Origin of the sequence: Streptomyces sp. R11, assembly GCF_041051905.1 — a bacterium.
Classification (GTDB): Bacteria; Actinomycetota; Actinomycetes; order Streptomycetales; family Streptomycetaceae; genus Streptomyces.
This window is the reverse complement of the sequence record NZ_CP163432.1, coordinates 455,710-471,203: the sequence shown is the minus strand read 5'-3', so window position 1 is coordinate 471,203 and position 15,494 is coordinate 455,710. Positions and strand designations below refer to the sequence as shown.

3 protein-coding genes are annotated in these 15,494 nt (G+C 73.8%); 2 read left to right on the top strand and 1 reads right to left on the bottom strand.

Going from position 1 to position 15,494, the window contains the following annotated elements:
- The first annotated feature begins 131 nt into the window (after positions 1-131).
- Both AB5J55_RS02225 and AB5J55_RS02220 read left to right on the top strand, forming a co-directional pair.
- Positions 132-2,114 (top strand): BTAD domain-containing putative transcriptional regulator, encoded by a 1,983-nt coding sequence (locus tag AB5J55_RS02225; RefSeq protein WP_369276061.1) that lies wholly within the window; start codon positions 132-134, stop codon positions 2,112-2,114.
- A gap of 131 nt (positions 2,115-2,245) precedes the next feature.
- Positions 2,246-14,386, top strand: a complete 12,141-nt coding sequence (locus AB5J55_RS02220) for an amino acid adenylation domain-containing protein (RefSeq protein WP_369268998.1) — start codon at positions 2,246-2,248, stop codon at positions 14,384-14,386.
- On the opposite strand, the gene AB5J55_RS02215 is transcribed toward AB5J55_RS02220, so the two are convergent.
- A complete protein-coding gene (locus tag AB5J55_RS02215; RefSeq protein WP_369268997.1) occupies positions 14,331-15,368 on the bottom strand; it encodes an LLM class flavin-dependent oxidoreductase in 1,038 nt (345 codons plus the stop codon). The genes AB5J55_RS02220 and AB5J55_RS02215 overlap by 56 nt on opposite strands.
- Between the last annotated feature and the right edge of the window lie 126 nt (positions 15,369-15,494).

Sequence of the window (15,494 nt, the reverse complement as noted above, 5' to 3'; positions counted from 1 at the left end):
TCGATGCGATGGGGGAGGATTCCCTTCGGGAACATTCGGGTTCCTCGATCCTCGCGGCGGCCGATGAGCGGGTGATGAGCAGAGCGGACGCGTGGCGGCGGCGCCCGGGGAGGAGGACGGCGGTGGAAGACGTGGGGCCTGCCTTCGGTGTGCTCGGACCGGTGACGGCCTGGGACGCACACGGGAACGCGATCGACCTGAAGGGCCCGAGACACCGCTCGGTCCTCGCCCGGCTGCTCGTCGCCAAGGGCCATGTGGTGCCTGTCTCCCGCCTGGTCGACGACCTCTGGAGGGACGACCCTCCTGCCGAAGCCGTGGGCGCCGTACGCACCTTCGTCGCGGCACTCCGCCGCGCCCTCGAACCCGACCGACCGCCCCGCACTCCGGCTCGGCTGCTGGTCACCGACGGCCCGGGCTACGCCCTGCGCGCCTCGAAAAACGCGGTGGACGCCTGGCGGTTCGAGGACTCCGTCACCGCTGCTGGTGCGCTGCCGGCCAAGGAGGCGGCCGTACGGCTGGACGAAGCGCTCGGCTGTTGGCGTGGTCCCGCCTACGCGGAGTTCGCGGAGCAGGAGTGGGCCCGGACCGAGAGCCGTCGCCTGACCGAGCTGCGCCTGCACGCCGTGGAGCTGCGTGCCGAGGCGCTGCTGGCCCTCGGCCTGGCCGACCGCGCCGCCGCGGACCTTCGGGCGCACGCGGCCGAGCACCCTTGGAGGGAGAACGCCTGGCGCCTGCTGGCCCTGGCGCTGTACCGCACGGGCCGGCAGGCCGACGCGCTGGACGTGCTGCGTCGGGCGCGTGCCCTGTTGGCCGAGGAACTCGGCATCGACCCGGGGCCCGGTCTGCGTTCCCTGGAGGCGGACATCCTCCACCAGGCCGACCACCTCGGCGAGGCGCGCGACAACCCCGCCGGCCGGGTCTGGGAGCAGGCGGCCGCCGCCTACGACCGTGCCGTCGCCCCCGACGCCCGCGCCCGACTGGAATCCACGACCGGCCTGCTGCGGAACCTCGCCGTGACCGGAGGCGACGGGCTGCTGGCTGCCCGGGAGCATCGGGTCGCGGCCATCGCGGCGGCCGAGGAACTGGGCGACGCCGAGCTGACCGCCCGGGTCATCGGTGCCTACGACGTCCCGGCGATCTGGACCCGCCTCGACGACCCGGAACAGGCGGAACACGTGGTCGCCGCCGCCGAACGCACCCTTGTCGTCCTGCCCGCCGAAGGCCACGAGGCGGCCAAGGCCCGGTTGCTGGCCACGGTCGCCCTGGAGTCGCGAGGCACCCCGCGTGCCCGTGGCCCGCAGGCCGCCCGCCAGGCCGAGGAGATGGCCCGCCGGCTGGACGATCCGGCGCTGCTGGCGTTCGCCCTCAACGCGGCGTTCATGCAGTGCTTCGACAGCACCGGGCTGGCGCCGCGCCGCGACGAGATCGGTGCGGAACTGGTCGCGCTCGCCACCCGCCACGGCCTGGCCACGTTCGAGATCCTCGGCCACCTGATCCGGCTCCAGGCCCGCAGCGCCCTCGGCGACTTCACCACGGCCGACCGCCACGCGGCCGCCGCCGACGCACTGGCCGTACGCCACGAGGCACCGCTGGTGGGTGTGTTCACCGGCTGGTACGCCGCACTGCGGCTGGATGCCTCCGGCCGGGCCCCGGTGACGGAGGTGGAGGTGGCCTACCAGGAGGCGGCCACCCTGCTGCACGGCGCGGGCATGCCGGGCCTCGCCCAAGGCCTGCTGCCGCTCGCGCTGCTGTGCCTGCGCGTGCGGCACGCCCAGCCCCTCGGCTTCGACGACCACACGGACTGGGGCCCCTACGCCCCCTGGGCGCGCCCCCTCCTCCTCATCGACCGAGGCCACCGCCCCGAGGCCGCCGAGGCCCTCCACGCCACCCCCGAACCACCCCGCGACCTCCTCCAGGAGGCCCTGTGGTGTCTCACGGCCCGAGCGGCCCTGGCCCTCGGCGACCGGCCGACCCTGGCACGCGCCCACTCCGCCCTCACGCCGGCGGCGGACGAACTGGCCGGAGCGGGCAGCGGGTTGCTCACCCTGGGCCCCGTCTCGACGTTCCTGCAGGACATCACGGCTGTCCTCGGCTGGACAGGCGTCATCAATTGATCATTCTTTCCGGTGAACCGCTCGGCGAGACTCGTCGTCGTACAGGTGAATGATCGACAACGCTCTGCGCGGGTACCGGACCCGGGCGGGCACGTCCGCGGGCCTGTCCCGTGCGATGAGGAAGGAAGCGCATGCCGACTCCCGGGCGTCGTACCGCCGACACGCTCCTTGACGTCTTGCTGCACGCCGCCGCCGAGGCCCCCGGGCAGGTCGTCGTCCACGTCCGCGGAGACGGCAGCGAACGCACGGTCACGTTCGCCGAGCTCCGCGACGACGCCCTGCGCGTGGCAGGTGGTCTGCGCGCGGCGGGACTGGAGCCCGGTACTGCCGTGCCTCTCCTCGCGGGTCTCGGCGAGGACTTCCAGCCGATGTTCTGGGGAGCGTTGGCGGCGGGCCTCGTGCCGGTGCCGCTCGCTCCGGAGGCGCGTCGGGTGGGGCCCGTGTGGGAGTTCCTCGGCAGGCCTGCCGTCGTCGTGGACGCGACCACGGAAGCGCTGCTCGCCGAGATCCCGGGACCGGTGCGCGCGCTGCGACTGGGCGAGCTGCGTGAGGCCGGCCCGTTGCGCTCACTGCCCCGGCGCGGCCCCCAGGACCTCGCGTTCCTCCAGTTCTCCTCCGGCAGCACCGGCGCCCCGAAAGGCGTGGAACTCACCCACGAGGTCGTTCTCGCCAACCTCCGGCAGATCCGTACCGCCATGGCGATCACGCCTGACGACGTGGTGGCGGGCTGGATGCCGTACTTCCATGACATGGGCCTGATCGGCACCCACCTCGTCCCCATGGCGGCGCGCCTGAAGCAGGTACGACTGGAACCGCTGACCTTCGCCAAGCGCCCGGCCCGCTGGCTGGAGGCGGCGGCCAGGCACGGGGCGACCCTGCTGTCGGCGGCGAACTTCGCGCTGGCGCTGGCGGCACGGCGGGTGCCGGTCAGCACCTGGGCCGGACTGGACCTGAGCTCCGTACGCCTGCTGCTCGTGGGCGCGGAGCCGATCGCGCCGCGCGTGTGGCGGGAGTTCACCGCGAAGGCGGGGACGGCAGGACTGGACGCCAAGGCAATGCTCCCGGTGTACGGGCTGGCCGAGGCCACGCTCGCGGTGACCGTGCCCCCGCTCGGCGAGGCCGCCGTGCCCCTGCGCCTGGACCGGGCGGCGCTCAGCCGTGGCCGGGCCGTTCCCGCGGAACCCGCCACGGACGCCGTCGAACTGATGGACGTGGGCCGTCCCGTCCCGGACTGCGAGGTCCGTGTCACCGGTGATTCCGGCGAGCCGCTCGGCGATCGGCGGGTCGGTCACATCGAGGTACGCGGGCCTCAGCTGGCTCGCGGTTATCACCGGGCGCCCGAGGCGAGCGCGGCCGCGTTCGACGGCGGCTGGCTGCGGACGGGCGACCTCGGCTTCCTGAACGAGGGCCGGCTGTGTGTCACCGGTCGGCACAAGGACGTCGTCTTCGTCGGCGGCCGAACCTTCCACGCCCCCGACCTGGAGGAGACCGCCGCCGCCACCCCGGGACTGCCTGGAGGGACGGTGGCGGCGATCGGGTCCAGCGATCCGGACACCGGAGCCGATCGGGTCGTGGTGTTCGTGCAGTGGGCACGGCCCGCCTTGGCCACGGCCCTTCCCGTGCTCGACGCGGCGGCGGCCCGGGTCCGGGAGGCGCTGGGCCACGACGACGTACAGGTGTTGCCGCTGCCGCCAGGGGCGTTTCCCCGCACCACGAGCGGCAAGCTGCGGCGCGCGGTGATGCGCGAGCGGTTCGAGGCGGGTGCCTATGCGGAGGTCGAGGGGCGGTTGTCCGCAGCGCGGGGTGGCGCCGCCGGTCAGGCCGGCAGGGCCTCGGTGTGCGACGCCCGGCGGGCCCCGGTGGATGAGGCGCGGGACCAGGAGCGCGGTCCGCAGGGTGGTCCTGTGCCGCGCTCGCAACGCGACGTCGAGGAAGCGATCCGGGGGGTCTGGGCTCGGACACTGGACCTCTCGCCGGCGGCGATCGACCGGGACGACCGCTTCTTCGCCCTCGGAGGCTCCTCCCTCAAGGCGATGGCCGTGCTCGCGGGGATCGAGGACACGTTCTCCGTCACGGTGGAGCCTCGCGTGCTGCGCGACCACGACACCGTGGCCGCACTGGCCGGGCATGTGCTGGCCCTGCTGTCGGAGGGTGACGGAGCGTCGGGTACCGGCACGGGGGTGGTCACGGACGACAGGCGGGCGTGGGAGCCGGCCACCGAGGGCGCGGGGGACCAGCCGGACGGAGATCGTGCGCGTAACCGCCCGGTGGCGGTGCTCGGCATGGCCTGCCGGTTCCCCGGAGCGGACACGCCGGAGGCCTTCTGGGAACTGCTCGCTTCCGGTCGCGACACGGTCACAGCCGTGCCCGGGGACCGTTGGGAGGGCGAGGGCGGAGGGAGCGGCGGGGACGGCGAGGGCGCAGGGCACGGCGAGGGGACCGAGAAGGCCCCCGGCGCTCCCCGCTTCTCCGGCTCCTTCCTCTCCGACCCCGCCGCCTTCGACGCCGTCTGCTTCGGCATGGACGACGAGGAGGCCCGTGCCACCGACCCACAGGCCCGGGTCTTCCTGGAACTGGCCCACGAGGCCCTGGAACGCGCCGGCTACGCGGGGCCGCGGCGGACCGGCCGCAAGGTCGGCGTGTTCGCCGCCACCGGCGACAGCGGCTACCGCGAGATCCTGGCCGCCGCCACGCGCGGCGACCTGGCCGCCCATGCCGGCGCGCTCACCGGCAACCTGCCCAACCTGATCGCCGCCCGCCTCTCCCAGGCACTCGACCTCGACGGCCCCGCCCTGGCGGTGGACACCGCATGCTCCTCGGCCCTCGTGGCACTCCACCTGGCCCGGCGCAGTCTCCAGAGCGGCGAGTGCGACATCGCCGTCGTCGGGGGTGTCCAACTCGCCCTCACCTCGACCGGTCATCGACTGCTCGAACGCGCTGGTGCGCTCTCCCCGACCGGCGGTAGCCGCCCCTTCGGCGCCACCGCGGACGGAATCGTGCCCGGAGAAGGCGGAGCGGCCCTCGTCCTCGCCCGCCTGGACGACGCGCAGCGGGCGGGGGATCCCGTCCTCGCCCTGGTGCGTGGCACGGCGGTCAACAACGACGGCAGGTCGCTGAGCCTGCTCGCTCCGAACCCGCGCACCCAGCGCGAGGTCATCACGCAGGCGTACGACGAGTGCGGCATCGACCCCGCAGCGGTGTCGTACGTCGAGGCGCACGGAACCGGCACTCCGGTCGGCGATCCCGTCGAGGCGCAGTCGCTCGGGCACGCGTTTCCGCCCCGCGCGGACGGGCTGCCCCGCCTGCTCGGCTCGGTCAAGGCGAACATCGGTCACCTGCTGAACGCCGCCGGCATGCCGGGCCTGGTCAAGACGGTTCTGGCGCTCCAGCACCGCCAGATCCCGCCCTCCCCGAACACCACTGCGCCCGCGCCGTACCTGCAACGCGTCGCACCCGGCTTCGAACTCGTCACCGAGCAGCGGGAATTGCGCGCCCCAGGGCCCCTGATCGCGGGCGTCAACGCCTTCGGCTTCGGCGGCACCAACGCGCACGCCGTCCTGCAGGAGGCGCCCAGGCGGACCTCCTCCGCGAGCCCCGCCGCCGACGGTCCGAACCTGCTCACGCTGTCGGCCCGCAGCGTCGACGCACTGCACGCTGCGGCCACCGATCTGGCCGCCTATGTGCGCGCGAATCCGGACCGGCACGAGGCGGACATCTGCGCCGCCGTGAACACCGCGCGCGACGACGGTCCCCACCGGCTCGCCGTGGTCGCGGACGGCGACCTCGCGGAACGCCTCGACTCGGCCCGCGCAGCGGACTTCACCGTCGCCCGGTCCCGCCCTCGGACGGTGTTCCTCCTACCGGGCCAGGGTGCACAGCGGCCCGGCCAAGGACGTGCACTGTACCGATCGTCTCCGGCGTTCCGGGACGTCCTGGACGAGGCCTCCTCGCTGACGGGCCCCGTACAAGGGCGCTCGCTCGCCGAGTGGTGCCTCGATCCCCGTACGGATCCCGAGGAGTTGGCCAGGACGGAGGTGGCCCAGCCGCTGCTCGTCGCGTTCGGGGTCGGCCTGGCCCGGCAGTTGGCGGAATGGGGACTGTCGGCCGACGCGGTGGCAGGGCACAGCGTGGGTGAGATCGCGGCGGCGTGTGTCGCGGGTTCGCTGACCCTGGACGAGGCCGTGGGGTTCGCCGCGGAGCGCGGGCGGCTGGTGGGTGAACGGACCCTCCCCGGAGCCATGGCCGCGGTCAGGGGCGACGAGGACACCGTCGCCGAGCTCGTCGCCGCATCCGGCGGCTCGCTGAGCGTCGCCGCCGTCAACGGGCCCGATCAGGTGGTGATTTCGGGCGCCGAGGACGCCGTCGACCATGCCCTCGCGGAACTGAGGAGCCGAGGCGTGGCCGCACGCCGGCTCCGTGTCTCCCACGCCTTCCACTCACCGCTGCTGGAGCCTGTCCTCGATCCGCTGAAGGACGCCGCGAAGGCACTGACGGTCAAGCCGGCGACCGTACCGATGCTGAGCACGGTCACCGGCGACTGGCGACCCGACCTCACGCCCGCCTACTGGCAGGCGCATGCCGTCCAGTCGGTGCGGTTCGGTGCGGCGGTGGGGCGGCTGCTGGAGGAGGGGTACGACACCTTCTTGGAGCTCGGCCCAGGGAACACCCTGGTCGGGGCCGTCCGCGCCGTCGCGAGGGCGCAGCATGCCGCGGACGTCTCGGCGTCGACGACAGGGCTCCCGTCAGCCCCCGGCCGCGACGCGGACTCCTCCGCTGCGCGGACGCTGCTGGAGACGGCGGGCCGACTGTGGTCGCGCGGCGCTGCCCTGAACCGCACTGCTCCGGGCCGGACGACCCGGGCCGGCAACCGTTCTGCGGTGCCGGTGCCGACGTACCCGTTCCAGCGCACCCGTTACTGGCCGCGCACGCCCGACGCGGCGCCCGCGGTGCAGCGCCTCGACTGGAGGGACGCACCGCTCACGCCTGCGGCCGGCCCACGCGTCGTGCGGCTGATCGGCAGCGACCAGGCGCTCGGCCGGGCCCTCGCCGAGCGGCTCACCGACCGTGGAGTGACGGTGCTGAGGGCGCACGGGCCGACCGAAGCGACGGCGGACACCCTGGTGTTGCTGGGAGAAGAGGCCGGCACCGGCGACGCAGGCTCGCAAGCCCCGGGTACGGCCATTTCCTCATTGCGCCACGTACTGGACCTGCTCTCCACCGACTGCACCCGCCTCCTGATCGCCACCGAGGACGCGTACGTCACCGGCATGTCGCAGGAGTCGGCGCGCCCGACGCAGGCACTCCTGCACGGCTTCGCCCTCGCACTCCCGGAGGAACACCCCGGGCTCGCCGCCCGCAGCGTCGACCTGTCCTCCCGCGACCCCCTCCACGCCCGGGTCGACGCCCTGGAACGTGAGCTGTACTCCGCCCACGAGCCCGGCGCCGAGGGCGCGGTCGCCTGGCGCTCCGGGCGCAGGGTCAGCCGTGCACCGGCCCACGCGACGGACGTATCCACGGCGCGCGAGGACCTGCCACCGGACGGTACGTACCTGATCACCGGGGGAGCCGGAGGGCTCGGTTCCGCCCTCGCACGCGACCTCGCCGCCCGCGGCGCAGGCGAACTGATCCTGACCGGACGCTCCCGGACCGTCCCCGTCGACCTGCTCGCCGATCTCCGTGCCCAGGGCGCCCGGGCCCGGTACCACGCGGCGGATGTCTCCCACGCGGCCGACATCGACGCGCTGTTCGCCTCGCTGCCCCCGTTGGACGGGGTGTTCCACGCCGCCGGTACGGTCCGGCCCGGCACCCTCCGCTCCAAGACCGACGCGGAGATCGAGCAGACGCTCGCCGCGAAGGTGCGCGGCACGCTGCTGCTCGCCGAGGCCCTGCGCCGCCACGGCCGGGAACCGGCCGTGAGCGTCGCCTTCTCCTCCGTCTCCTCGGTACTGCCCGGCCTGGCAGGCGCGCTCGGCGACTACGCGGCCGCCAATGCCTTCCTCGACGCCTTCGCCGCCGCCGAGCGCGCGGCGGGCCGGCCCTGGCTGGCGGTCGGGTTCGGGCCGGTGGCGGACGCGGGACTGGCCGCCGGGTCACCGGCCGAGGCGCGGCTGCGCGCCCGCGGACTGAGTTCCATGACCACGCGGGCCGCGATCACCGGACTGCGGACGGCCGTCGCCACCGGTGCCGCGCACCTGCTGGTGAGCCCGACGCAGCCCCCAGCGGCCGCCGCTCCGGGCCGGCCGCCGGCCGCGACCCGTCCGTCCCAGGCCGACAGCTCGCCTGCCGCCGCCCCTTCGTCGTCGGCCGGCGCCCCCGCCGTATCCGACCCGGCCCGCACCACCGACCTGATACGCAGCCTGCTGGCCGAGGCCTTGCACCGCGCCCCGGAGGACATCGGCGACGACGAGCAGTTCCTCAGCCTCGGCCTGGACTCGCTCACCGCTGTCGACCTCGCCCGCCGCCTGGAGAGGGAACTCGGACTCCCCCTGCCCGCGACCCTGCTCTTCGAGTACCGCACGGTCGGCGAACTCACCGCCCACCTCGGCGTGCAGAGCCCGCAAGCCTCCCACGCGCCCGTCACCGTGAACCGCGGCCACGACGACACCCCGCAACCCCTCACGCAGCTTCAGCGCGCCTTCCTCACCACCGAGGAGCTGTACGAAGGCATCACCTCCTACGGCTACATACGCCAGACCGTCCGCGGCCCTCTCGACCCCGCCCTCCTCGGCCGAGCCCTCGCCCAACTCGCCGCCCGCCAGCCCATGTTGCGTCTGCGGATCACGGGAGACGGCACACCGCCGCGCCAGTACACCGCGCCCGTCGAGCCCACCGACCGCGCACCCCGCTGGTACGAGGTGCACGAGCCGGACGACTCCGCGCCGTCCCTGCCCGACCTCGAACAGCGGCTGTACAACCGTCCATTCGACCTGACCGCCGAGGATCCGGCGCGTGCCGTCCTCGTCCGCGACCGCCGGGACGAGCACCTCGCCCACCTTCTGCTGGTCGTGCACCACAGCGCCGCCGACGGCTTCAGCCTCAAGGTCCTGTGCGAGGAGCTGTGGTCGCTCTACACCGCGCTCGCGCACGGTCACCCTCTCGAACTCCCCGCCCCGCGCGCCGAGTTCGCGGACTACGCCGCCCTGGTCACCGCCGACCGCCGGTCACCTGCCTTCGCCCGGGACCAGCGGTACTGGACCGACCGCATCGCCGAGCACACAGCGGCAGTCGAGCCGATGACGCTGCCCTACGACGGTGACCCGGAAGCCCTCCCGGCGCCGCCGCTCACCCACCACCAGACGACCGTCGGCGCCTCACTCACGGCGGCGCTGCGGGAGGTGGCCGCCCGCCACGAAGTCTCCCTCTTCCATCTGCTCCTCGCGGTGTACGGCCGCTGCCTCGCCCGCTGGAGCGGACAGGCGGCCGTCGCCGTGAACGTGGCGCGTGCCCGCCGCGAGGCGGCCCTGCCCGGGATCGACCGTCTCGTGGGCCCGCTCGCCGACACCCTGCCGGTGTTCGCCGCAATCGACCCCGCCGAACCCGTGACCGTACTGGCCCGGCGGTTGCAGCGGATCTGGCGCGACGCGGAGTCCCACGCGACGCTAGCCAGCCCCGACATCGCCGCGCTGCTGCCCACCACCGGCCCCGCCCCGCGCACGGTCGCCCCGGCCGGGTTCAGCTTCGCCCGCTTCCCGGTGAGCCACGGCCAGGACTGGCCGGTCACCGTGACCCCGACCGCGGCGGCCACCGCTTCCGCCGCGACCAGGCTCGGCCTGCTGTGCTGGGAATCGGACGCGACCCTGCGCCTCTCCTGGAACCACCCGGCCCAGCTCTTCAGGCGTGAGACCGTCGAGCGCCTCGCGGGGGAGTACCTGGAGGAACTGCGGGCCGCGGCGGGCCAGTTGATCCCTGCCCAGCGGCACGACAGCGACGCCGGGATCGTCGGCCGACTGTGCGCTCAGTTCCGGGCGACACCCCGAGCCATCGCGGTGGACACCGGCCGTACCACGCTCACCTACGCCGAACTCGACGCCGCCACCGTCGCCCTCGCGGACCGGCTGCGCGCCAGTGGCGTGTGCCCCGGCGACCTGGTCGGCCTGCTCACCGAGCCGGGCCCGGACACGGTCGTCGGCGTCGTGGGCATCCTGCGGGCAGGCGCCGGTTGGGTGCCCATGGACGCGACCCACCCCGTGGCCCGACTGCGGGACCAGGTGAAGCGCACCGGGATCGGCGCAGTGGTCTGCCACAGCGCGACGCGGGAAGCCGTCGCCGCGCTGGACGGCATCACACCCGTGGCCGCAGACGCACCGCCCCCGGCCGCGCCGACTCCGGACGCGCCGCCACCCGCCGACCCGGACGCCACCGCCTACGTCATCTTCACATCGGGTTCCACGGGCCGCCCCAAGGCCGTCCCGATCACCCACCGGTCCATGCTCAACTACCTGGACTGGTCACTGGCCACGTTCGGTTACCGACCCGGAGATCGCCTCGTGCAGACGGCGTCCGTCTGCTTCGACGCCTCCGTACGCCAGTTGCTGGCACCGCTGCTCGTCGGCGCCACCGTCCACACCCTGACCCGCGACCTCCTCCGCGACCCCGACGCACTGCTGGACCGGATCGTCAACGACCGGATCACGGTGTGGAGTTCGGTGCCGACGCTGTGGGAGCGACTGCTGACCGCCGCCGAGACCCGCGCGAGGCAGGACGGGACGCCCCCGGACCTGTCGGCACTGCGCTGGGTCCACGTCGGCGGCGAGGCGCTGCCCGCGGCCCACGTACGCCGCTGGTTCGACCTGCTCGACGGCTGCGGGGGCCCGGAGCACAGGATCTCCAACCTGTACGGGCCCACCGAGTCCACCATCAACGCCACCTGCCACGTCATCGACGCCCGCCCGGCCGACGACGTACGGCAGTTGCCCATCGGTCGGCCTGTCGCGGGGGCGGAGCTGGCCGTCGTCACCGAGGACGGCCGTCCCTGCGCCCCCGGCGAGGCCGGTGAACTGCTCATCGCCGGAACAGGTCTGACAGCCGGATACCTCGGCGAGCCGCAGCTCACCGCGCGGGCCTTCGTCGAGCGCGAGGGGCGCCGCTGGTACCGCAGCGGCGACCGGGTCCGCCGGACCGCTGACGGGGTGCTGGAGTTCCTCGGCCGCCTCGACGACCAGGTCAAGGTCCGCGGCCACCGTGTGGAGCTCGGCGAGGTCGAGGCCGCGCTGCTCGCCCACCCGGACGTCGCCCGCGCGGCCGTGCTGCTGCGCGACGGACGCCTGGTGGCGTACCTCGAACCCCGGTCCGGTACCGCCGAGCCGGACGCACGCGCGGTGCGCTCGTTCCTGTCCCGTGTCCTGCCGCCGTACATGCTGCCCGGACGCATCCGCACGCTCCCCGTGATGCCCCTGACCGGCACCGGCAAGGTCGACCGCAACCGGCTGGCGCGCGAGAACGAGGGGACGACGAGCACGGATGTCGCCGGCGCGGTCGACGATCACGGTGCCGAGCCCGCAACCCCGCCCGCCACCCCGACCGAGCACACCGTTGCGAGCATCTGGTCGGCCCTGCTGGACGTACCGGAGGTGACCCGCGAGGACGACTTCTTCGAACTCGGCGGTGACTCCATCATGGTGCTGGAACTCTTCGCCCGCCTGCGCGAGCAACTCCCCGCGGTTCCGCGGCCGACGACGGTCTACACCCACCGCACGCTGAGCGCCCTTGCGGCGGCTCTGGATGCCTCGGCCAACACTCCCGTCCCCGATCCGTCGCCCGATGCGACTCCGGCCTCCGCGCCCCCGCAGCTCGCCGGCCCCTATCCCCTCACGCCGTCCCAGCGTGGATTCCTGCTCGCCGAGACCATCGACCCGGGGGCGGGCTCCGGCTGGCTCGCCCGGTTCCGGGTGCGCGGACCGCTGCGCCACGACGTCTTCCAGCGCGCGGTCGACGTTCTGGTCGCCCGGCATCCGATGCTGCGGACCGTCTTCCCCGCGGGCGCCCGTCCGCCGGTTCAGCAGGAGCTGCCGGACTCGTTGCGCCTGCCCGTGGAGACGGAGACCCTCGCGCACCCCGACCTGCTGGAGCAGCGGATCGACGAGGAGGCCGGGCGCCGACTGGAGCCCTGGGCCTGGCCGTTGCTGCGGCTGCGGCTGTTCACAGTGGCACCCGGTGAGCACGTGCTCGTCGTCCACGCACACCACCTCATCGGCGACGGCTTCAGCGCCGCGCTCCTCGCCGGTGAACTGCTCACCGTCTACGACCGCCTCGACCGCGGGCTCCCGCACGGCCTGCCACCGCTCGACAGCACCTTCCGCGACCACGTGGCCCGGTCCGCCGCGCGCCCACGACCGGACGGACCCGAGGCCGAGGAGTACCGCACCCGCCTCCGCGCGCCCTACACACCGCCCGCGCTGCGCCGACCGGCTGCCCAGCAGGCCCCCGATACCCAACCGGCTTTCCACACCACGGGTTTCACCCTGGACGCCGCCACGACCGGGGGGCTGCGCCGACTCGCCCGAGCAGCACACCGCACCCTGTACGCACCGCTGCTCACCGCGTACTACCGCGCCCTCGCCGAACTCACCGGACAGCGCGACCTGACGCTCGGCCTCGCCGTCACCGGACGCGAGGAGTCCACGCCGGACGCACACCGGCTGTTCGGCCCGTTCGCGGAAGCGGTGGCGCTGCGCCCGGGCCTCACCGGAGGCACTGGAGTCGATCAACCGGCCTTCGCCGACGACTTGCGGCGCCTTGCCGCGGAGACGGACCTGGCCAGGGCCGAAGGACCCAGCGACGTGCGCACGGCGACCGGACTGCCGTGCCACGCCCAGTTCTTCTTCACCTTCCTCGACTTCACTTCTCTTGGCACCGAGGAGGGCGGCGCCGGCCTGACCCTGCACGCCGACGAGTCCGACACCTCCCTCGCACCGCCGCCGGTGGGCACCGATGTGTTCCTCGCCGTGCGGCCGTTGGCGGACGGTGAAGGCCTGCGCATCACTGTGCGGGCCGCGGCGGCGGCGCTCACACCGGGCGAAGTCACCGGGCTCGCAGAGGAGATGCGGAAGCAGATGCGGGAGGCGCTGGGCGATCCCGCCCCCGCCCGCGAGGGCCGCCGCCGGCGCCCCCATCTCGACGCCGCGCTCGTCGGTTACCTGCCCGCGCCCCACCACCTCGCCGCCCTCGCCGGACTGCCGCACGACAGCCCCGGCCTCGGGCGCGAGGAGATCCGGGCGCTCCTGTTCCCGGACGGCCGTGCCCGCCTGCTGGAGGAGACCGGTACCCCGCTGGGGAACTCCGGCTTCGTCGCCCTCCCGCTCTTCGCCGACGAACTGGCCCCGGCCGGTGACCTGGCGGCCCGCACCGCCCGCGCCGTCGAGCACGCCGCCTCACTCGGCGCCCGCTGCGTCTCGCTGGCGGGCATGATCCCGTCGCTCACCGGCTACGGCTACGACGTCCTGCGGGAGACCACGACCGGCGCGGAGATCACCACCGGCCACGCGTCGACGACCGTCGCCGTGGTCAAGACCGTCCACTCCGCGCTCGCGTCGACCGACCGTCACCTCGACGATCTCTCCCTCGCCGTCGTCGGATGCGGCTCGATCGGCACCTCGTCCCTACGACTGCTGCTCGCGACGGCATCCGGGCCACCGGCCCGACTGCTGCTGTGCGACCTGCCCGGCAGCACCCCGCGACTCGAACGGCTGGCAGCGGACCTGGCGTCCGAGTATCCGCCTCCGGCGATGCCGGTCCAGGTTGTGGAGTCCGGGTCGACGCTGCCCGCGGAGGTCTACGAGGCCGACGTGATCGTCACCGCCGTCAGCGGCGCGTCGACCCTGCTGGACGTCGACCGGCTCCGCCCCGGCACGATCGTGGTCGACGACTCCTTCCCGCACTGCTTCGACACCGGGAGGGCACTGGACCGGATGAGCCGTGACCAGGACGTGCTGGTCATTGGCGGCGGCCTGCTGGCCCTCGACTCCACGAAGACGCGGCTGAGCCAGGACCTGCCGGCCGTGGCGAGCGCGGGCTTCGCCCTGCGGCCCGGGATTCCGGCAACCATGGCCTCATGCCGGCTGGAGTCGCTGCTCCACTCCCACCTCAGGGCTGCCGGTCGGCCGCGGAGCGATCTGCCATTGACCCACGGTCTTGTCGACCTGCCCCGTGCACTGGCCCACTGGGACGCGGCGGAGGCCGCCGGCATCCGGCCCGCCCCGCTGCACCTGCTCGACCGGGTCATCGTCCCGGGCGCCACCCCAGCGCAGGCCCGAGCCGGCCGGCGAGGTCGGTGAGGATCTGCACATAATCCTCGTGCTCGAAGGTGAAGGGCAGCGCGAACGCCACCTCGTCCACCTCGCGGAACGCGGCGTGGGCGCGGAGGCGTTCGGCGATCTCCTGCGAACTGCCGACCAGGTCCGGCGCGAACAACAGCCGGGCCGGGCCTTGCGGTGACGTGGTCCGCGGGGCGCGCTTGGCGACGTACTCCTCGTACTTCGCACGCTGCTTCGGCGTGGCGGAGTCGGTGGGGATGACGACGAGCCCCTGGGAGACGCGGGCGTTCTCGCCGTCGGGATGGCGGGAGCGGAAGGCGCGGATGTGGGAGAGCTGGATCTGCGCGAAGTCCGGTGCCGCCGTCGTGTCCTCGGGCCCCTCCGCCTTGACGACGCTGCTGGTCAGGAAGTTCATCCGGTGCTCCCCGGCCCACTGGGCGGAACGCAGGCTGCCGCCGCCGTACCACATACGGCTGCCCAGGCCGGGGGCATGCGGCTGCACCCGATCCGAGAACACCTCGAACCCCTCGACCCCGCTGAAGTCCGTGACCGGTTTCCCCCGCACGAAGTCCAGCAGCCGTCGCACCCGCTCGTACCCGAAGTCCTCGGCGTCGGCCGTGTCCGGGTGGAGGGCCTCCTTGACCCGGTCGTAGTGCATCGGCGGGCCCACGCTCACGCCCGGGTTGAGTCGGCCGCCGGACAGGAGGTCGACCGTCGCCAGATCCTCCGCCAGCCGCAGCGGGTTCTCCCAGCCGAGCGGGATGACGGCGGTGCCGAGTTCGATGCGGCGGGTGCGCTGCGAGGCCGCCGCCAGGACGGCGACGGGGGAGGAGATGCCGTACTGGAGATGACGGTGGCGGAGCCACGCGCTGTCGAAGCCGAGTCGTTCGCCCAGCTCGATGATCTCCAGCGTGGACTCGTGGCCCCGGCGCGGATCCGCCTCGTCGAAGAGCCCGATGGTGAGGAAGCCCAGCTTGCGCAGCGGGCGTGAGGTCGACGGCATGAGCCCCTCCATCATGGAAGCTTCATTGAACCTTCAATGGCGTATGGCACTGCCAACTCGATCAACGCCCGCGGTGTTCCCGCCGCCCGCGATCAGGGCAAGCCCGCGCTCAGTGCAAGTCCGCGA

Bases quoted from the DNA above. Each gene is read 5' to 3' on its own strand.
- AB5J55_RS02220 (WP_369268998.1), top strand. From the start codon at position 2,246: ATGCCGACTCCCGGGCGTCGTACCGCCGACACGCTCCTTGACGTCTTG.
- AB5J55_RS02215 (WP_369268997.1), bottom strand. From the start codon at position 15,368: ATGCCGTCGACCTCACGCCCGCTGCGCAAGCTGGGCTTCCTCACCATC.